The organism is Pseudoalteromonas aurantia, assembly GCF_005886875.1.
GTDB classification, from domain to species: domain Bacteria; phylum Pseudomonadota; class Gammaproteobacteria; order Enterobacterales; family Alteromonadaceae; genus Pseudoalteromonas; species Pseudoalteromonas aurantia_A.
Window position 1 is genome coordinate 27,418 of record NZ_PNBY01000009.1, and the last position, 20,512, is coordinate 47,929.

Here is a 20,512-nt window from a genome sequence, read left to right on the forward strand (position 1 = left end):
CGTGTTGTAAGCGTGGTTGGTTGATTTTTGTAAATTCTATAGCAGCGGTTTTGCCTTTAAATATAGGGAGTATTGAGTTTTGGGTAATGCCTGAAGGGATAGTTAAAAACCTAAGCCGGCGAGGCGTATGGCCAAAGGTAAGGTGTCACCTGAATAAATGCAAAGCCTGAAGATATATGAGGTATGAGCCTTAAGACATACGAGGTACAAAACCTTAAGACATGCGAGGCATAAAGCCTCGCCTACGGCGGCGCCGGGTGGTGGTGATTTTGGTAATTTTTAAATTTTGCGGTAGGCGAGCATTTATTACTCGCTTGTGTTAAAAGGCTTTTTGTAAATTATATGACGGTGGTTTGACCTTTAAATATAGGGTATTGATAAGGAGTGATATTGCGTTTTGGGGTAGTGCCTGTAGAAATAGGTAAAAACCTACACCAGCGAGGCGCATGGCCAAAGGTGAGTTGTGACACCTGAAAAAATGCAATGAATAAAGCCTTAATATATGCAAGACATGAGCCTTAGAACATGCGAGGCGTTAAGCCTCGCCTACGGCGATAGGGTCTTTTTTAAGCTTTTTATGACTGTTGAAAGCAGGTTTTGTGCTCGTTGTTTTGAGCTGGCTTCAACATAGCATCGGAGTTCTGGGGCATTGCCTGATGCTCTAATGTGTACATAGTCATCATTATTGAAATGCATTCTGAGGCCATCAAGTGTATTTATTTTTATGCTATTTAGTTCTGCGCTATTTACCTCTTCGTTAATCGAAGTATTTGTATGTTCTTTTATACCCACTAAAAGCTTTTTTAAAAATGCCTGTGGGTTTTGTTTTGCATCTTCTAACAACTGCTCACTCAGTAAAGCAGATATGTTTTGCAGTCGGTCACTGCAGGTGTAACGTTTGGGTAATGCTGCGACGAGTGCCGATAACGGTAAACGTTTGGCCTTTGCATCAGCTAAAACTATCAAAGCAGGCAGCAAAGCATCGCGTGTTGGTAAAGCTTCGAGTAGTTTTCCGTTGTAATGCAAAGTCGAGCCTAGTAAAAAGCCACCATTTGCTTCAAAACCAGCAATATTAGCTTGAGCGGCTCCCTTTTTATCGCAAACTGTACCCTCAAGCATACCTTGCCTACAATGCAAAGCTGAGCTTGCCGATTGAGCTTCGCTTAAGCTGTCAGTATTCAAACTTTTATTGGCTTCGTCTTTTCCTATGCCATTGAATACCTCTATGACATAGGGTGAACCGATTTTTGTTCGAATAACGTTATTAAACGCACCGCTGAGCTCAATAGCGGTGTTACAGTTAATGGGCACAGCTAACGCGTCGATATGTAACGCTTTGGCACACAACAAGCCTAATATATCACCTCGTAACCATTCGCCTTGCTCATCTGCGAGTAATGGCCTGTCGCCGTCACCATCAGTAGAGAATAGCGCATCAAGCTGATATTCATTAACCCAGTCAAGGGCTCGGCGTGTATCACCCGCTGATACCGCCTCAGTATCAATCGGTACAAACTCATTGCTTCTACCCAGTGATATAACCGTAGCACCTAGCTGCTTAAATATTTGTCGGTAAATATCTCGGCCTGCACTTGAATGCTCATAAATACCAATGCGCCTACCCGCTAAAATTAGCGAGTCAGGGTTTGCTGAGTTATTTTCTTCAAATAAACCCGTATAGCGTAAAATGTATCGCTCAGTTGCAACTTTACTCGTTGTAAGTTCAGGTAAGCGCGTAACCGGCTCAAATAGGGTATTGAATGTGACTATACTCAGCTCGTCTTGCTTGGTTATTTCACCGTCAGGCCGATAAAACTTGAGCCCATTTCTATCAAATGGAATATGGCTGCCCGTTACCATAATTGCAGGAGTTTTGTCTTGCATCGCACTATAAGCCATTGCTGGAGTGGGTATTACACCATAGTAAATAACCCGAATGTTCAACTGCGCGCATATTTGTGCACAAGCTTGCGCAATTGCGTAACTACTGGGTCTGTTATCAATCGCGATTGCTAGTTGATCAAATTCAAAAAACTCGCGCATTACAGTAATAAAATTAGCTGTAAAAGCGCCACATACATTAGCCGTTAACTTACTCACTAAACCTCGGGCACCACTGGTACCAAATACAACAGTACTCTTTTTTATTACCTCAGCACTTGCAAGCATACGCTTTATGACCTGTTATATTTATCTTCATAACGTATTATGTCATCTTCCCCTAAATAGCCCCCAGACTGCACCTCTATAAGTTCTAGTGCCACTTTGCCTGGGTTCTCAAGAGAGTGCACTGCCGTAATGGGAATATACACTGACTCATTTTCGGTTAAATACTGCGTAACATCATCAATTATCACTTTAGCAGTGCCCGATACCACCACCCAATGCTCGGCTCGATGATGATGCATTTGCTTACTCAACTTGGCACCGGGTTTCACTGTGATGCGTTTTACTTGAAAACGTTCGCCAACATCAATTAAATCGTACTTACCCCACGGGCGATACACTTCTCTGTGATCAGTGACTTCTTGGCGCCCCTGTTGCTTTAAGCGCTCAACAATATTTTTTACATTACTTGCATACTGTTTATCTGCCACTAATACCGCGTCTTGCGTCGCGACCACCACCAGGTCCTTAACACCAATAGTTGTTACCAATACACCGTCTGACTGTATTAAAGAGCCTGAGGTATTATTAACAATCACATCACCCAGTAATGCATTGTTATTGCGATCTTTGTCAGCGTCTTGCCAAAGGGCTTCAAAACTCCCTAAATCACTCCAACCAGCATCCATGGGGATCACCACCGCATTGTCAGCCTTTTCCATCACCGCATAATCAATAGAGTCCGGCGGGCATGACAAAAACGCGGATTGGTCAACCCGAATAAAGTCTAAATCATGGTTGTGAATGTACATTGCTTTTTCACAAGCATCGTAAATATCGGGTCGGTAATTCTTTAATGCATTTAAATAACAGCTTGCTCTGAATAAAAACATGCCACTATTCCAACAATAATCGCCTGATGATATGAGCTGTTCAGCCAATGATTTATTCGGCTTTTCAATAAATTGTTCAATCACAAAGCCACCATCAATAGGCGCGCCTTGCTTGATATAGCCAAAACCGGTTTTGGGTTTATCAGCGACAATACCAAAGGTCACTAACTTATCACGCGCTGCGTGCTTTAAAGCACTTTTCACGACAGTTTGAAAGGCGCAAACATTTTTAATGGCATGATCGGCAGCAAGTACTAACAATAACGGATCGCTCCCTTTTTGCATGGCTGTAAACGCCGCTAAAGCAATGGCTGGCGCGGTGTTTTTACCTTCGGGTTCAAGTAAAATACCACTATGGGGAGTATTTAATTGCCGTACCTGCTCTGCTGCAATAAAGCGATGAGCTTCATTGCAGATGATAAGCGGGGGCTGATGTTCAATACCTTGCAAACGCAATAAAGTCTGCTGGAGCATGGTATGCTCATTGCCCGTCAGTGATAAAAACTGTTTGGGGTAATGCGCCCTAGAAAGCGGCCATAAGCGCTCGCCTGAACCACCCGCCATAATAATAGGAAGAACTTTTTCGTGTGTCATTGCCAACATCTGATTTTATATAAGTTAGTTGGCACTCAACCAACCTATCAATCAGTCGCTGCCAAATATATCGCGAGTATATACTTTTTCTTTTACATCAAGTAGCTCATCGACCATTCTGTTTGACACAATAATATCGCTACTGCGTTTAAGCTCAGCTAAATCATGCACCACTTTAGAATTAAAAAAGTGTGGGTCGTTGTAGCTAGGTTCATACACAATGACCGTCACCCCTTTGGCTTTTAAGCGCTTCATGATCCCTTGAATAGCCGAGGCTCTAAAATTGTCAGAGCCTGTTTTCATCACAAGTCGGTAAATGCCCACAGTGTTGGGCTTTTTCGCCAAAATTGCATTCGCGATAAAGTCTTTGCGCGTTGAATTGGCATCAACAATAGCACCAATGAGGTTATTCGGGACATCTTCATAATTTGCTAAAAGCTGCTTAGTATCTTTTGGTAGGCAATACCCACCATAACCAAATGACGGGTTGTTATAATGGTCACCAATACGTGGGTCAAGCCCTACCCCTTCGATGATCTGCCGGCTATCAAGGTTATGAGCTTCTGCGTAGCTATCAAGTTCGTTAAAATACGCAACTCGCATCGCCAAATAAGTATTTGAAAAGAGCTTAATCGCTTCAGCTTCAGTTGAGTCGGTGAGTAAAATGGCGACATCTGGCGTTTTAGCACCTTGTTTTAATAGCTGAGCAAATTGCTCAGCCTGCGCTGATTTACCACCCACTACAATACGTGAAGGGTACAAATTATCATGTAATGCACGCCCTTCACGTAAAAATTCAGGTGAAAAATATATCGTTAATTCAGGGTATCGTTGTTGTATATCTGCCGTAAAACCAACCGGCACCGTTGACTTTATGACCACCACACTATTGGGTGATATTGCTTTAATGTCGGTCAGTACTGACTCTACCGATGAGGTATCGAAGTAGTTCGTTTCAGGATCGTAGTCAGTTGGTGTTGATATAATAATAAAATCACTGTCTGTGTATGCAGCGACTTTATCCGTGGTAGCCTCAAACTGTATGTCATCTTTGGCTAAAAACGCACTGATTTCACTATCAACAATAGGTGATTGCTTATCATTTAATAGCTGTACTTTTTTATCATCAATATCACATGCTACTACACGATTGTGCTGCGCCAATAAAAGTGCATTTGATAACCCAACATACCCTGTTCCTGCTACTGAGATTTTAATCACTATCTATTCCTTTTTCCCTGCTCTAGTAATGCATTAATAATGCGTTCACATGCTAAACCATCCCCATACGGGTTATGCGCAACACTCATCAATTGATAAGCATCACTATCATCAATTAATTCAGAAACTGATGAAACTATTTTATCTATGTCAGTTCCTACTAACTTTACAGTACCAGCTTCAACTGCTTCGGGGCGCTCCGTTGTATCCCGCATAACCAATACAGGTTTACCAAGCGATGGGGCTTCTTCTTGGACCCCTCCTGAATCAGTTAGGATCAGTTCAGATTTATCCATCAAATAAACAAATGGTAAGTAATCTTGAGGGGTTACTAATATCACATTATCCAACCCTGACAGTAGCCTATTTACAGGCTCCTTCACATTTGGATTTAGGTGCACCGGGTATACAAAGTTATAATTTGGATATTTTAATGCCAAATCATGTATTGCTTTACAGATCCGCTCAAAACCGCAGCCAAAACTTTCTCGCCTATGCCCTGTGATCAACACAAAAGGGTCATTAATAAAGCTTTTAAACTGACTACTTAGCTGTTGTTGAATTAAATCATTAGCCAAAACACCGTCTTTTACATCAAGTAACGCATCTATCACAGTATTTCCAGTGATAACAACGTTACTCTCTGCAACACCTTCTGCTAATAAATTGCTTTTTGATGCTTTCGTCGGTGCAAAGTGTAAATTAGCAAGCTTACCCGTCAACGTACGATTAGCCTCTTCGGGCCAAGGGCTTTGTAAATCACCGGTTCGAAGCCCAGCTTCAACATGGCCAATTTTTACCTTTCCATAAAAAGCCGCCATTGACGCAGCGATTGTCGTTGTTGTATCGCCATGCACGAATATCCAATCAGGTTTAAAGTCTTCAATAACCTCCCTTAACCCTAATAAAATTTTCGCGGTGATATCATAAAGGTCCTGACCCGCTTTCATGATGTTGAGATCGTAGTCTGGCTTAATCTCAAACAACTCTAATACTTGGTCTAACATTTCTCTGTGCTGAGCCGTAACACAGACTCTATCTTCAATCTCACTATGAGCACGCAGTTTTTTCACCAACGGTGCCATTTTTATCGCTTCAGGGCGAGTGCCAAATACAGTTAATACTTTCAAAAAACACCTTTACTACTAAAAAATACCGCGACTATCGATAATCACTTTTTTCGCAATCAAATCAGCTGGAATTTCTTTAAATTCAGCATGATCAACCAAGACAGCCAGCGTGTTAGCCTCTTCTAAAGCAACTTCAATGCTACAAAGCTCAACATTATCTTTGCGTAAAGAGTCTGGCAACTGTTCAATATTCGGTTCAACAACTAAAATCCGATAATCTGGATAGGCGCAAAGTAACTGCGTAATATCAAGCGCGGGGCTTTCTCTCAAGTCATCAATATCCGCTTTAAAAGCAATGCCTAAACATGCAATGACTGGCTTCTTAAATTGATCAGCCGCTTCAACGATTTGCTCTAATACATAGCGAGGCTTACTGTCATTGACTTCTCTAGCTTGTCGAATTAACTTCGCTTTTTCAGGTGCGCTGCTCACAATAAACCATGGGTCAACTGCAATACAGTGACCACCAACACCTGGCCCAGGGTTCAAAATATTGACCCTAGGATGACGATTTGCAAGCTTTATAAGCTCCCAAACATCAATACTTAATTCATCACAAATCATAGACAGTTCATTGGCAAAAGCGATGTTTACATCTCTAAACGAATTTTCTGTGAGCTTAGCCATTTCTGCCGTTCTTGCATTGGTAACTAAGCAATCTCCTACCACAAATGTCTTATACAATGCTTTTGCTTTTTGAGAGCAGGTAGATGACATACCACCAATAACTCTATCGTTTTCGACAAGCTCGCGTAATACATGTCCCGGTAATACTCGCTCAGGGCAATGCGCAATATTAATGTCAGCATCATCCCCCGCACTTTGAGGAAACGTTAAATCTGGGCGCAATTCAGCCAACCACTCAGCCATTTGCTCAGTGGCACCAACGGGAGATGTTGACTCAAGAATAACTAAATCGCCTTTTTTTAGGACAACGGAGATTGATTGAGCCGCTTGTTTTATAAAGCTTAAGTCGGCTTTATAGTCGTCTTTAAATGGAGTTGGTACTGCTACCATAAAAGCATCAGCACCAGCCACTTCAGTTGTCGCCTGCAGCTTTTTTGCTTGGACTGTACTGCGCACAACAATGTCTAAATCAGGCTCGACAATATGAACATCACCATTATTAATCGTATTTACAGTATCTGGGTTTACATCTACACCGATCACATTTATACCTCTTGATGCAATAACTGCAGCTGTTGGCAACCCAATATAACCTAACCCGATAACTGAAACCGTCTCTATTGACATTACTGTACTCTTATATAAATTATTAAAATATTACTTAAACTTGGATACTCACAATTACTTCAAAATACAACTGCTATTAATATCAAATTTTTCCTACCAAATAATAATAGATAAACTTTAATAATTTACCTTGTCTAAAAAGTCTACTTGGCTGGCTGAGTAGCCGATAGAGCCACTCTAAATTAAGCTTTATCCACATCTGGGGGGCACGATTAACATTGCCTATAAATACATCATATGTCCCACCGACTCCCATAAAAAAAGCTGTTGGAAGTACCTCTCTGCATTTAAAAATAAACTTTTCTTGTTTTGGTGAGCCCAAAGCAACTGTAACTATTTTTGCACCAGATTTAGCGATCTCATTAATTACAGTGCCCTCATCTTTAAAGTAACCATCTTGAGCCCCAACCACATTGACCCCAAGTTCCTCAAGTGCAAGTCTGGTTTTGGTAACAACTTCAGGAGAGGCACCTAAAAGATATACAGGCAGGTAGTGTTCAACTGACGCCTTCATTAATTTTAACCACAATTCACACCCGGGGATGCGAGCAACATCTTCACCTAACTTTTTAGACATAGCGTAACTTATACCAATACCATCAGCATAACGTAACGTAGATTTAAGTAATACTTTTTTAGTTTCCGAGTCACTTTCTGCTATCATTATTTTTTCAGGGTTAATCGCAACAGCAACACCAGGAACAACCTCTCCGTTTTCGATAATAGCATTTTCTATTAACTCTTCGATTGAAGCAAAGGCCGATACCGGGATTTCACGAATAGTTGCTTGTTTATTAATTAACAATTAAAGTACCTTTCAAGTATGTAGTTTGTAAATTTTTTCGACTTCGCAGGCTATGCTGTCTAGTTTATATTTTTGTGCTGATTCTATCGCTGAAAAGCTTAATCTTCTATAATCTGAATCAGACAATAGCAAACACTCTTGTAGTTTCTGAGCCCCGTGTGCATTAAGCCAATTGTCATCATTACACAACAAAAAGCCATTATGATCATGTTTAACTTGCTCTCTTGCACCATCGGTATCTGTAGCAATAACAGGTAAGCCACAACTCATTGCCTCAGCAATAACAAGACCAAAAGACTCATTACGCGATAAGTTAATAAAGAATTTGGATTGGTTATAAACTTCAGTTAATGCTGATGGTTCTAATACGCCTAAAAAATCGAACGCTATATTACCATCCCGTAGTATCGGCTGTGAAGTATCCTGCTCTCCGACAATCGCTATTTTCAGCTGTTTATTTGTTATTTTTTGTAATCTATCTACACCTTTGTTGAAGTTCATATGACCGACAAATACAAAGTCATACTTTTTCACTACTTCCCTATTCATCATGAAAATAGGTAAAATTCCAGCACTTAATATAGACGTAGAACCCGTAAACTCTATATTTTCCACAAATCTATTCTTCAAGCTTTTACTGACGAATATCGCGTGATTAACAAAACGACAAGCGAAACGGTAACTCCAGTTTGGAGGGCTATAGTGATAAACATCACTGCCATGGAATGTTGAAATAATCGCTACTCGTGGGTTTCTAAATAGCTTATAAGCAATCGCTAAGAACACCGTAGGAAAGAAAAAGTGCACATGTATGATGTCAATTTTTTTCCCAAATACATATTTTAATAAAAATCTAATTGCAAAAAGAGGGTACCTTAATAATTTAAGTAAGCCTCGTTTTACATCTTGAGACAAATAAAAATACTCAATCTCATAATTACCTTTTTCCTGTAAAAAATCATATTGGTTTTTTACAAACCGCCCTGAGTTAGGTTTTTCTTTTGATGGGCCCATATTAGATAAAAACAAGACCCGCTTCATGATTTCCCTTTTTTCCTATTTGCTCGTGATACTTTAACGCCATAATTAGCTCGCGATGGGATCAAATGGAATAATATCCGATAAATAAGCTGCATAGGCGGTATTAATATGGGATTACACATTGGTGAATAACCAGATTCCACTTTTGTATTTTTAAAAAGTTTGTCCGCTCGCTGCCAAACTTTTTTCAACAATTTGTACTCAACTGCGTCTGCATAGTTTTGCTTAATATAACTCGCAAACACCCTTCGACTTGCGAAAGGAGAAACAACCGAAAATACTTGCGCTGCTAAAATATTACTGCCAAATATGGCATAACGACCACCACGACCATATAAAAACTCATAATAGGTTACTTTTTGGTAATCATCTAAGTTTAGTCCTTCGGTTTTCTCATGATAATCAGCGATTAATCGTTGTAATGCTTCATTATTGATACCATTATAGCGAGCCTTTAGCAAAGTATCAGATGAAAACGAAGTTATCGAGTACATCATAGGGAATAACTTCAGTAATTCACCTTTAAGTCCTTTAAATGTCAAAAAGGTGGCTCTTTGAAAAACGTCTCCCAAATACCCATCAAAAAAGGCAGTCGCACAGGTAAACTTATTCGCAACATAGACGTAATTATTGAGTAAATTAGGAATTGGGACAAGTGTGCCAAATGCCATTTCATCTATAATGGCTTGCTCATTCTCTAGCGTTGGAATTTGATCGAATTCGTAGGACTCATAGTGTTTAAAGCAACGTTTAAATTTATCCGTAATCAAAATTTCAGGACTTGATTCAGGCCCATATGTAAAACCATTATTATATTTGCCAAACGCCAATATTAACCTTGAATCCAGTCCACTACTGATAGGTAGTAGTTTTTCGTCTGGGTGCCAGCGACTAGATAGTCTTTCGATACAACTTCCAACTTCTCCTAAATCATTCTCGCCATAGTGTTCTAGTAGGTTTGTATATTTATGCTTATCCTTTCCCTTCAAAATGGATGCAGGAGGTACACGTTCAATACCTTTAAACAGTGTGAAGTTGCCGAATAAATGCTGCTTAGCTTTTAAAACACCAGCCATTACTTCATCCCTTTCATGCAACTTTGTAACTAGGGTTGCCACTGAAGGCGATATACGAAGTTTTGACGCTTTCAAATCAACAAAGTGGGTAGATAAGCCAAATGGGTCATTAATAACAGTGAGAGTTTGACTATCATCCCATAATAATACAAAAGAACCGGCTTCAATTTCTTTTAAAACGTCGGTGCCGTTACTTACCAGTGCAAGTAACAAAGATGATAAATTGTTTTTTTCGCCTCTAAATATAAACCAACCAGCAACTAACAACCTATGATGCTCTAATTGACAGGAAGGACCATTTGGCCAAGTTTTAGGACAGTACACAATCTCAACATTATGATGCTTACACACATATCGTTCACTGTGTATTTCACTAAACTTAACACTCTTCGGAATAGCCGATAAATCCGTGTTTAAATAAAGCCCTCGCACGATATTACTCCACTGTGTTATTAAGTGACGACGAGGTTTTCCTCTGTCTCGCTTGCAAAAATGTTTCTAAAGGCCATTTACCTAATAAAAGCCCAAGAAGACATTTTACATACACTCTCATGTTAAATTTCTTATACTGAAGCGCTTTTGTATAAATTCGCACACTAATTAAGCGATTCCCTCTTCTCAACTCAAAATCTGCCAAGCTTTCATACTGACGAGATAATCCATCAAAAAGCTTCAAAGATAAAAACGCCGATTTATGTTTTTCAATTATGCCCCTATGACCCAGTGCTTTCGATTTGGGGTTACAAGAGATCCCATCATCTGCGAGTTGATATGTCAGTAAAGGCTCTTCGAGAAGAATCCCTGCATGGCACTTCGCTACACGAAGTAAAAGGTCATAATCTTGCATGCTAGGTAAAGAATCATCAAACCCATTTACTTTTTCAATCGCTTCTCTCGTAAACAATAAGGCGGACGTACACACTCCAAACCCTTGTTTTAGTAAACCTTTATATATCTCTTTATCACTCAGGCATTTGAATTCTTTTATACGACCTTGGTAGCTTAAATACATATTTGTATAACAAAAAGCTGCATTATGGAGCTCTAATGCCTGCACTTGCTTTTCTAGTTTAGTTTCATCCCACACATCATCATCATCTAAGAATGCGATATATTGGCCTTGAGCATATTGCCACCCTGTATTTCTTGCTTTACAAGCACCTTGGTTCGTAATATGCTGGATATAATCGATCTGTGAATCTGACTCATACTGTGCCATGATCTGAGCAGTGCTTGCTCTGAACTCATCATCATGATTATCGTCCACGACAATTACTTTCCAGTTTTTGAACGTTTGCTTTCTCACACTATCAATCGCCGAAAGCAATTGTTCAGCTCGGCGATATGTAGGAATAATAATACTGATAGCTTCGCTCAAAATCGCACCTTATTTATTTCTATAACCATTATAATATTCAATATCTTCACTAAAATACTTTTTAAATGAGCTTAAGTAATCAATCCCCTTAAGCTCTATAGGGTGCCTTTTACTATCTAATTTATAAAAAAATTCACTCTCATTAATATAAATAACGTAAGAAAATGATAGCAAGACAAAAGACTTTATTGTTAACAAAAACATAAATGGTACTGACGAGGGAGAAAAAACACCTAAAGACATTATTAACAATGGAGCATAGATAATATACATAGGCAAAATTATTCTATGTAGCTCCTCTCCAATAAAGAATATCGCCAAACACCCTATTACGTTAAAATAGAGACCTATGTTAAATAGCATTCTCTGACTCTCATTGCCATCTCTAATATAAGCACCTATGGAAAAAATCGAAACAAAAATAAAGAAAACTAAAGATGGTAGCTTAGAAAAGTTAGGTTCAATAACTAAACGAGTCAACACTTTATTTATCATGTAATTATCAACAAACCCACTCAGCAAAAAAACAAATAATATAAATAAAAAAAGTCCAACTATAAAAGCAATTAAAGACTGAGAAAATTGAATGAAGCTAAACCTATTTGATAATTTATTATTAAAAAGAAATAATGGTAATAACAAAATAAAGGTCGAGAAATGAAACAACGCACCAATAATAAAAACAAGCAAACCAACTTTAAAGTTTTCTTTCGCTTTCCAAATACCACAGAGTAAAATTGGTATTGCTATTGCAGCTCGAATTAGATGCCATTGCGCTTGAAACAATTTGTAAAATAAGACAATTAGTAAAAAACATAATAATGGGTATGGGGTACCAACAACTTTGCAAAACTTCCAAATAAACATATAGGATAAAAATATACATAAAAAGTAGTATATAAATAAATGCTGCTCAGAAAGCATCGCGATTACCCAGCTTAAAAAAGAGAATAAAAAATCAGCATGCTTGCCATACAACAATGATGTAACCATCATCGATGAAAAGCTATTATATCTCTCATATGCCATAAAATACGTTGGCATATCATCTGCGCCCCCCCATAAAAAGCCAACATATCGAGAAGCGACGAGCATAGACAAAGAAAACATAACCAACAGGCCAAGGGCACCATTGCCGTTGTCTTCTGTGCTCGTATTTGCATAAATTACGACCAGAGAAAGCCAAAGCAATACAGGAAGAAAAAGCCAGCTAAATAACAATAATATGAAAACCAAACGCATACTAAAGAGTAATTTATATGAACACTTAAACTCTGAAATTTGTTCGGCGATGGACATATTTAATCTTTATCAACTTTTGATAACTGGACAAAAAAGTACCGGAAAATAACTAAACCACATGCGAGCAACAATGAAAAAATGGCAGCTAAAATACAAATAACAGCTCGACGCGGGGATACTTTTCTTTCCGCAACGACTGGACTTTCGATAACTTTAAATGCGAAGTCATTTCTAACTTCGGCTAATAACATTTGTTTAGTTTGCTCTTCAATAATGCCATAAAAAACGGCTTTCATTTGTGCTACGTTAGTTTTTTCTAACTGAGTGTTTAAATAATTAATGCTTTTTGACCGTTCGGATAGTTCCCGCAATCTTAATAAGTCATTAATTTCATCGACCATACCACTGACCCAAACTTTAGCTTGCATAGGGTCTATACTATCAATACTCACAAGTACAAGGTCAGAGGTACGATTATGTTTAACATTAAATATTTTGATAAACCTTTCATAAACGTCAAAATCAGTCGGTTTAAATGACTTACCTGTTTCTGGGTTTTGTAACCACTTACCGTCATGGTATATTAAAGAGTCAACAATTTGTTTTCCCGTATTTTTATCATATTCTCTAACAGCAAATAACACTTTAGCGACATCATACTTTTCGAAAAACGGATACAGAAAGTCTTTCGACTTTAATACTTCAATATGAAGCGCAACATCGCTTCCAGAACCGCCCAAATTAACCCCTGCAAGACTCGCTATCCCGCCTAAATTACTACCCAACGCACCTAGTCCACTCGTATTTTGACTATCTTGTGGTGCCAACAAAGCGGATGAAGAATAAATATTTGGCAAGCTTAAAGAATATCCTAAACCTAGCCCAGAACCTGCTATTGAAAAAATAATAATGAACCATTTTCTTGCCCATAAAAGCAACCATAAATCAACCAAATCTATCGTTGTGGAGCTTTTCTCTGATGCAAGATCATGTGAATTTTTAATGAGCTCAGTCATTAATTATGCCCTTCTGCAACTTTTATCAAATATTGACCGTACTCTGTTTTATGTAAAGCCTTAGCTTGCTCTAACAAAAAGGGTTTATCAATCCAGCCATTGATATATGCAATTTCTTGTAAACAAGCAATCTTAAAACCTTGACGTTTCTCAATTGTGTGCACAAATTGCGATGCCTCCATCAAGCTGTCATGTGTCCCCGTATCTAACCAAGCAAAACCACGGCCTAATACTTCTACAGATAGCTGCTTTCTAGAAAGGTATACTTCGTTAATCGATGTGATCTCTAGCTCCCCTCTAGATGAAGGTTTGATATTTTTAGCTATATCCAAAACAGAGTTATCGTAAAAATACAGCCCAGTGACTGCATAGTTTGATTTTGGTTCGACAGGCTTTTCTTCGATAGATAAGGCATTAAAGTTATCATCAACTTCTACAACACCAAAACGTTCTGGATCATTAACCTGATAGGCAAAAACCTTAGCACCGGTCTCTAATTTAGCCGCATTCAACAACTTAGGTGAAAAGCTTGAACCATAAAATACATTATCACCCAAGATTAGACAGACATTATCTTTACCAACAAAATCAGCGCCAATGGTAAACGCCTGTGCTAACCCTTCAGGCTTAGCTTGTATTTCATACGAAAGTACCACACCAAAATTACTACCATCTCCCAATAGCTTTTTATACTGAGATTGATCTTCTGGTGTTGTAATAATTAAAATCTCTTTAATACCAGCCAACATCAACACTGAAATCGGGTAGTAAATCATAGGTTTGTCGTATACTGGTAAAAGCTGTTTAGATACCCCTTGGGTAATGGGGTGTAAACGCGTCCCACTACCACCGGCTAAAATAATTCCCTTCATTTTATGCTCCTAATCGCTCTCTTTGGTAAACGCCAGACTGCACACGTGAACACCAATCTAGGTTATCAAGGTACCATTGAATGGTTTTCTCAATACCTGTCTCAAATGTTTCTTGGGGTACCCAGCCTAAATCAGTTTCAATTTTTGTCGCGTCAATTGCATAGCGAACATCGTGCCCAGGTCGGTCTGCTACAAACTTTATTAGGTCTGAAAATTGAGATATACCTGATGGCTTGATAGATACTTTTCGGTCTAAAGTGGCACATATAAGTTTAACAACATCTAGATTAGTCATTTCGTTATGACCACCAATATTGTAAGTTGCCCCGTTCTGCCCCTTCATTGCAACTTCGACTAACGCTCTTGCGTGATCTTCAACATACAGCCAATCTCTAATTTGAGAACCGTCTCCATAAACAGGTAAATCTTTACCTTCTAATGCATTTAATATCACTAACGGAATCAGCTTTTCCGGAAAATGATAGGGCCCGTAGTTATTTGAACAATTTGTAATTACAATCGGTAGATTATAAGTGCGACCCCATGCGCGTACTAAATGATCAGAGCTTGCTTTACTGGCTGAATAAGGTGAACTAGGGTCATAACTTGAACTTTCAGTAAACATTGCACCAGAATCCCCCAGATCACCATAAACCTCATCTGTTGAGATGTGATGAAACTTGAAAGATGCACCCTCAGGAAGCGAATTGTAATAAGCCCTAGCACACTGCAGTAAATTGTAAGTCCCAATAATGTTAGTCTGAATAAAGTCTTCAGGACCATCTATAGAACGGTCAACATGTGATTCAGCGGCCAAGTGCATAATAATATCAGGCTGATATTCTGAGAAAATTTTTGAAACTTTCTCTTGATCACAGATGTCACCATGTTCAAAAATATAGTTTTCATGCTGCTCTACTGATACTAATGAGTCTAAGTTCCCAGCGTAGGTTAATTTATCTAAGTTAATTACTCTCAGGTTTTTTTCATTAATTAGGTAGCGTACAACCGCACTCCCTATAAAACCCGCCCCGCCAGTTACTACAACCGTTTTCATACCTTTAGATCCACACTATTTGACAACGTAATAAGTCATTATCTCAAACTTTACCCTCTCAACCAAGCGACGAATGCTCTAACTGCCGTAAAAATAGCTCGATGGTAATTAATGACCCTAACGTTTCTGGTTTTATTGAAGAACTGGAATTGTAATATTTGTCTACTAACTTGCTACAGTCCCCTGTTGGTAATGCCTTTGCCACGTGGCTATCTTCATTAAGTAATTGCTGTACATATAATTTGAATTTAGGTTCTTTCAGCCATGTATCATATGCAACATAGTGATGCTTTTTTGCAAGCTTCCGATAAACCTTTCGCGCTAAGCGCTCTATCGGTGAACCAACAAGTAGGTCCTTAATACGTGATTTCATATTTGGATGCTGAGCAGCGGATGCCACTTCTTTCGTTATTGGCTTGCCTGTTTGCTGCCATGGGATTGATTCAAAGTACTCTGGGTAATATTTCAATAACATATGGTGATACAATTTACCATTTTCACGAAACGTATCAGGCAAGCTATATAACAATTCAACTAAATCATTATCCATAAAAGGCTTAAATTGGTGCAATTCATGGCTTAACAAGTCACTACCAGCTGCGATAAAACGAGTCCCTCTATTGTAAATATTCACTTGTTCTTGATCACCTTCAGCGAAGTAATCAGAATCTGCTCCAGCTTGGTGCCAATATTGACCAAAGCGTTTTTCTAACTTCTGCTCGATTGAGTCATTACTTTTGGGGAAAATATAAGTGCCGCCAGCAGTAACATCCCCTAAAAACCCGTTAAGTAAATAGTTAGAGTAACCACTTATCACATTCACCGAACTCAATGCATGCATATGCAATACATTCTTCATTCCATCGGTTAACCACACCCCCTGCTCTCGACCATCAAACCAACCTTGTTCGTCTATTTCAACAATATGATGTGTTACGCCAACCGCTTCTGAAACCTGTTTCGCCAATTTGACATCAATACACCCGGGCTCCCCAAAAGTAAACGTATGAATTTCTCCGCTATAATGTACCTTAGCTGCAGCAAGTAACACTCGAGAATCTAAACCACCACTGAGCGTAATGGCTAACTTATCTTGTGTTATCGTCTTAACTGCCCGCTCTACCGCCTTATCAAACTTCACTGCAATAAGATCAACGGCATCATCAAAACTAATTTTATCTGTCTTTTCAATATTCTTCCAAGACCAAAACTGCGAATTACTTAGTATTACTCCACAGGCATCTAATTGCATTATTGTCGCAGGAGCAAGCCTTTTAACGCTAGAAAATAATGTCTTTTGACCCAAAAAGTGGCCCACATCCACAAAACAATTCAGCGCTTCATTATCTAAAGCACGGTCATGCTTAGTGTGTAAAAGAAGCTCTTTCTGTTCTGATGCGGCCCCCTTAACGCACTCACCTTGATACCAAAGGTACAATGGCTTCATACCATATCTATCAGAGATATAGGTAACGTGTTCTTGCTGCGTATCAACAATACTAATGACGAAGTAACCATTCACAGAGGACATAAAACTCGCTAATGTATCTTGACGGTACACTTGCGCTAAGCGGACTAAAAATGCATCAACGTCTATATCTAAGTTGGCTATAGAAAATACATCACCCCATATTGTAATTTTTAGGTCTAAATGTATAAGCTGCTTACAAGCGACATTGTCTGTTTGCGTTTTCAATAATTGACTATAAAACCCAAACTCATTAGTAAATGCAGTTTGACCAGCTGAGTGACAATATGATATTTCTTCATCAAAAAAACCAACGATGCCTGGCATCTCTACTTCCTTAAACTTTTGATATTACTTAACATTAATGGTGACATTAGAAGCAAGCACACAACTGAAGTGCCGATTAGTAAGAAAAGACTTCTTTCCAAAAGGCCATAACAAACCAAAAAAAACGCTGCACTTACAGCCACAGTAACCATCAAAAATGGTAACCATAGTACGGAGTAAACATCACGAAAACCGATATTCGCACAGGGTTTTAATAAAAACTGAACGTGTGAAATAAAGAACAAAACCTGTAAACAAAACAAGGTAAATGCAAGCCCGACAACCCCCGTTGACACAGTTGTAAATAAAACAGCTGGCCTGATAAACGCAACAATTATATTCCACCAAAATGCCCGCTTCACTTTACCCACTGCCCGCAATAAAACGCCCACTGGGTTGACCAATGAAATTACCAGCATATATAAGGCTAACCATTGCAGTACGGCGCTGTGCTCAATCCACTTTTCACCAAAGGTCATTTCTAAAATGATTTCAGGAAAAGCTGCCATCAAACCATAGAGTGGGATATTAATTAATGACAGCACTTTCAACATTGAAAGGTACATACCGTGTATTGCATTGCCCTCTTTAAAGTTAACCATCACAGGAAAAGCGACTTTATTTACAATGGGGTTTATTAATTGTAGAGCGGGTTTAAACACTAAGTCTTTGATGTAGGCATAAACACCTAACTTTTCTGGGCCAAGTAACTTTCCAACCAATACTTGGTCAACTTGGGCACTAGAGAAGTTAATCAGCGCTTCGCCACATTGATATAAACCGTATTTAACCGGATGTTTAATTTGAGACCAAACAATGCGCTTCGGACGGGTAATATATTGCGCCCCTACAATAAACAGCAACATGCTCGAGCTTACTACCAGCACAAATTGCCCAATAACAAGTGACCATATGCCTGCCTCATAGTTCACCGCCAATACTACCGCTAAAAACCCTGTTAACTGCGCAGAAATATCAACTTTTGCAATCATATCAAAATGCATTTTCTGCTGTAATCGGGCAAGTATTTGTTGCGATAAACTACGAATAAAAAACACAGATGCTAAAACATACAATAGTTCGCTCAGTAAAGGCATAGCGAAAAATACCGCGATTGGATCACTTAAGAGCGCTAATGAAATTGTTAAGATAAGTCCTAGCGTAACATTAATAACATAGAGTTGACCTAATTGATTATCGGTTAATTTAGTATGATAAATAACCGCATTAGAAAGCCCTGCATCACCAAAAACTTGTGTAAATCCAATAACCAAATTAAGTATCGCAGCCACACCGAGCTCAAATGGGGTCAAGTAACGCGCGAGGATAATTAGCTGAGCTAAATGTAGTCCGCCTTTGCTGAATGTCGATAAAGCAACCCTGGAAACGCCCTTAAGAGCAGAATGAAGCGCAGTCATAGATTAGTTGCACTCTAAAGATTCAAATAGCGCTGCCCATTTAGGAGCTAATGCATGTTCTGTAAAGTGTGACTGCATCAATTGTTGGTTTGCCTTAGAGCGAGAAAACGCTTTTTCAAAGAATGACTCAACACTTAATTGCGATAAAAATTCTGTTTTATCAATCTCAAAACCCAATTCGGTTAAGTTCGTAAAACTCGTTGTCGTACTCAACATAAACATAGGCTTACCCGTTAGAAACATGGTATAGGCCACATATAACCCCTGTTGTCGATGCTGCGAAAACACCGCCATATCGACGCTATTTAACAATGCGTCATACTCTTCTTTATTAAGCATATGCTTAATAGGTTTGAATTTCTCCCCAAATAACGTCTCACCATATGCAGTAACTTCATTCACATAGGATGCCTCACCAGCGTAATTGAGCGGCACAACAATTTCGATATCTAGCGCTTTAAATGGCAATAAAGACTCTAACGCTTCTTTATGCCTATTACTTGATGAAGCTGAATTACCCACCAAAACTCGGATGGTGTTAGACGTTCGTTGCTCAGGCTCAGGAGTTGCGACGCCTATAAGCGGATACGGTAATACAGATACACCCTTACGCTTCAGCGCCTTTGAAACAAGTTTTGCATCTCCCATATTCAAGGTTTGAACATGTTTAAATTTACGTAACATCAGCGCATGCAAAGCTTGTGCTATATACTCTTTGAACGACCTATCCTTTTTAAAGTGGCGATAAAGCTCTCCCCCCCAAATTACACAACTACAACGCCGAGAGACTGGATGAAAAAGCAGTTTTTTCCAAATATGTACATCAAATAAACCATGGAAAATAAAACTAGTGTCTGAGTCTGCCTGACCGATCAACGCAAATAACGCATCCACACTCTGGTATGTTATTAAGTCTGGGTCTAATAACGCTTGCTCTGATGATTTGACCCAAAATGCTTGTTTGTCTGTATAAGGAACACTTAACAAAAAGCGTTTCATTGGCTCATAGTGATGTGGCGTATCCGCAAAAATATGGACTATCATTGAGTACCCCAAGATTTTTCAAACTGCTCAGCACACACTAATAGATCTCGCTTTCGCGCTTTAATTTCTTTAACTGGTTGCCCTGCGTAAATCATAAATTCAGATAGACTTTTATTTACTAAACTTAATGCACCTACCGCAGCCCCTTGTTTTAAAACCACTCCAGGCAGCACCACACTTCCAGAACCGATGATCACATGCTCACACACTTTTACAGGCGCATGAAGAACATTCGTGTACTCACCATCTACCATCGGGTTAGTCATATAACTGCCACTATAGTCATCACTGCTACTATAGATTGAAACTCTCGAAGAGATATTTGCATAATCAGAAACAACTATCTTTTCGCTACCAATTAAAGAAGAAAAGACAGCGATGTGAATAAAGTTACCAAGCCATATTCCTTCAGAGCCAGCAGATAATACACAGAAATCATCAATTCTAACGTTATTACCTAGGGAAATATATCGACAGCCATAAAACGATGCTTTTTTTGAAATCATGCAGTGCTCACCGACATGTATAAAGCCCATTTCAAGCAACTCTTGTTTTGAATAATGTGACATG

Annotated in this window: 17 protein-coding genes; all 17 read right to left on the bottom strand. The window is 38.9% G+C overall.

Annotated elements, in window-relative coordinates; genetic code table 11:
- Positions 1-546: 546 nt before the first annotated feature.
- A complete protein-coding gene (locus tag CWC18_RS01300) occupies positions 547-2,169 on the bottom strand; it encodes a phosphomannomutase (protein WP_138674555.1) in 1,623 nt (540 codons plus the stop codon).
- 5 nt (positions 2,170-2,174) lie between these two features.
- A complete protein-coding gene (locus CWC18_RS01305) occupies positions 2,175-3,593 on the bottom strand; it encodes a mannose-1-phosphate guanylyltransferase/mannose-6-phosphate isomerase (RefSeq protein ID WP_138674556.1) in 1,419 nt (472 codons plus the stop codon).
- A 51-nt stretch (positions 3,594-3,644) separates the two neighbouring features.
- On the bottom strand, positions 3,645-4,811 hold the full coding sequence (locus CWC18_RS01310; RefSeq protein ID WP_138674598.1) for a nucleotide sugar dehydrogenase: 1,167 nt from the start codon (positions 4,809-4,811) through the stop codon (positions 3,645-3,647).
- Between the two features lie 2 nt (positions 4,812-4,813).
- Complete coding sequence (gene wecB, locus CWC18_RS01315) at positions 4,814-5,944, bottom strand: non-hydrolyzing UDP-N-acetylglucosamine 2-epimerase (RefSeq protein ID WP_138674557.1); 1,131 nt, start codon at positions 5,942-5,944, stop codon at positions 4,814-4,816.
- A 15-nt stretch (positions 5,945-5,959) separates the two neighbouring features.
- Positions 5,960-7,198, bottom strand: coding sequence for a UDP-N-acetyl-D-mannosamine dehydrogenase (gene wecC / locus CWC18_RS01320; RefSeq protein WP_138674558.1), 1,239 nt, complete (start codon positions 7,196-7,198; stop codon positions 5,960-5,962).
- A gap of 82 nt (positions 7,199-7,280) precedes the next feature.
- Positions 7,281-8,003 (bottom strand): WecB/TagA/CpsF family glycosyltransferase, encoded by a 723-nt coding sequence (locus tag CWC18_RS01325; RefSeq protein ID WP_212747710.1) that lies wholly within the window; start codon positions 8,001-8,003, stop codon positions 7,281-7,283.
- 12 nt (positions 8,004-8,015) lie between these two features.
- A complete protein-coding gene (locus CWC18_RS01330; protein ID WP_138674559.1) occupies positions 8,016-9,044 on the bottom strand; it encodes a glycosyltransferase family 4 protein in 1,029 nt (342 codons plus the stop codon).
- Complete coding sequence (locus tag CWC18_RS01335) at positions 9,041-10,552, bottom strand: hypothetical protein (RefSeq protein ID WP_138674560.1); 1,512 nt, start codon at positions 10,550-10,552, stop codon at positions 9,041-9,043. The genes CWC18_RS01330 and CWC18_RS01335 overlap by 4 nt, the downstream gene beginning before the upstream one ends.
- A 4-nt stretch (positions 10,553-10,556) precedes the next feature.
- Positions 10,557-11,498 carry a glycosyltransferase family 2 protein gene (locus CWC18_RS01340; protein WP_138674561.1) on the bottom strand — a complete coding sequence of 314 codons (942 nt, stop codon included), beginning with the start codon at positions 11,496-11,498 and terminating at the stop codon, positions 10,557-10,559.
- 9 nt (positions 11,499-11,507) lie between these two features.
- A complete protein-coding gene (locus CWC18_RS01345; protein WP_138674562.1) occupies positions 11,508-12,797 on the bottom strand; it encodes an EpsG family protein in 1,290 nt (429 codons plus the stop codon).
- Between the two features lie 2 nt (positions 12,798-12,799).
- Entirely contained in the window at positions 12,800-13,756 is a 957-nt protein-coding gene (locus CWC18_RS01350; RefSeq protein WP_138674563.1) for a Wzz/FepE/Etk N-terminal domain-containing protein, read from the bottom strand.
- Positions 13,756-14,628 (bottom strand): glucose-1-phosphate thymidylyltransferase RfbA, encoded by an 873-nt coding sequence (gene rfbA, locus CWC18_RS01355; protein ID WP_138674564.1) that lies wholly within the window; start codon positions 14,626-14,628, stop codon positions 13,756-13,758. Before rfbA ends, CWC18_RS01350 begins: the two co-directional genes overlap by 1 nt.
- 1 nt (position 14,629) lies before the next feature.
- Positions 14,630-15,685, bottom strand: coding sequence for a dTDP-glucose 4,6-dehydratase (gene rfbB, locus CWC18_RS01360; RefSeq protein ID WP_138674565.1), 1,056 nt, complete (start codon positions 15,683-15,685; stop codon positions 14,630-14,632).
- A gap of 58 nt (positions 15,686-15,743) precedes the next feature.
- The gene (locus CWC18_RS01365; protein WP_138674566.1) at positions 15,744-17,480 is read right to left on the bottom strand and encodes an asparagine synthase-related protein; all 1,737 of its coding nucleotides are present in this window, start codon (positions 17,478-17,480) and stop codon (positions 15,744-15,746) included.
- Between the two features lie 2 nt (positions 17,481-17,482).
- Positions 17,483-18,898 (bottom strand): MOP flippase family protein, encoded by a 1,416-nt coding sequence (locus tag CWC18_RS01370; RefSeq protein WP_138674567.1) that lies wholly within the window; start codon positions 18,896-18,898, stop codon positions 17,483-17,485.
- A 3-nt stretch (positions 18,899-18,901) separates the two neighbouring features.
- Positions 18,902-19,942, bottom strand: a complete 1,041-nt coding sequence (locus CWC18_RS01375) for a TDP-N-acetylfucosamine:lipid II N-acetylfucosaminyltransferase (RefSeq protein WP_138674568.1) — start codon at positions 19,940-19,942, stop codon at positions 18,902-18,904.
- Positions 19,939-20,511: an acyltransferase gene (locus tag CWC18_RS01380; RefSeq protein ID WP_138674569.1), complete on the bottom strand. Its 573-nt coding sequence runs from the start codon at positions 20,509-20,511 to the stop codon at positions 19,939-19,941. Before CWC18_RS01380 ends, CWC18_RS01375 begins: the two co-directional genes overlap by 4 nt.
- Position 20,512 lies beyond the last annotated feature (1 nt).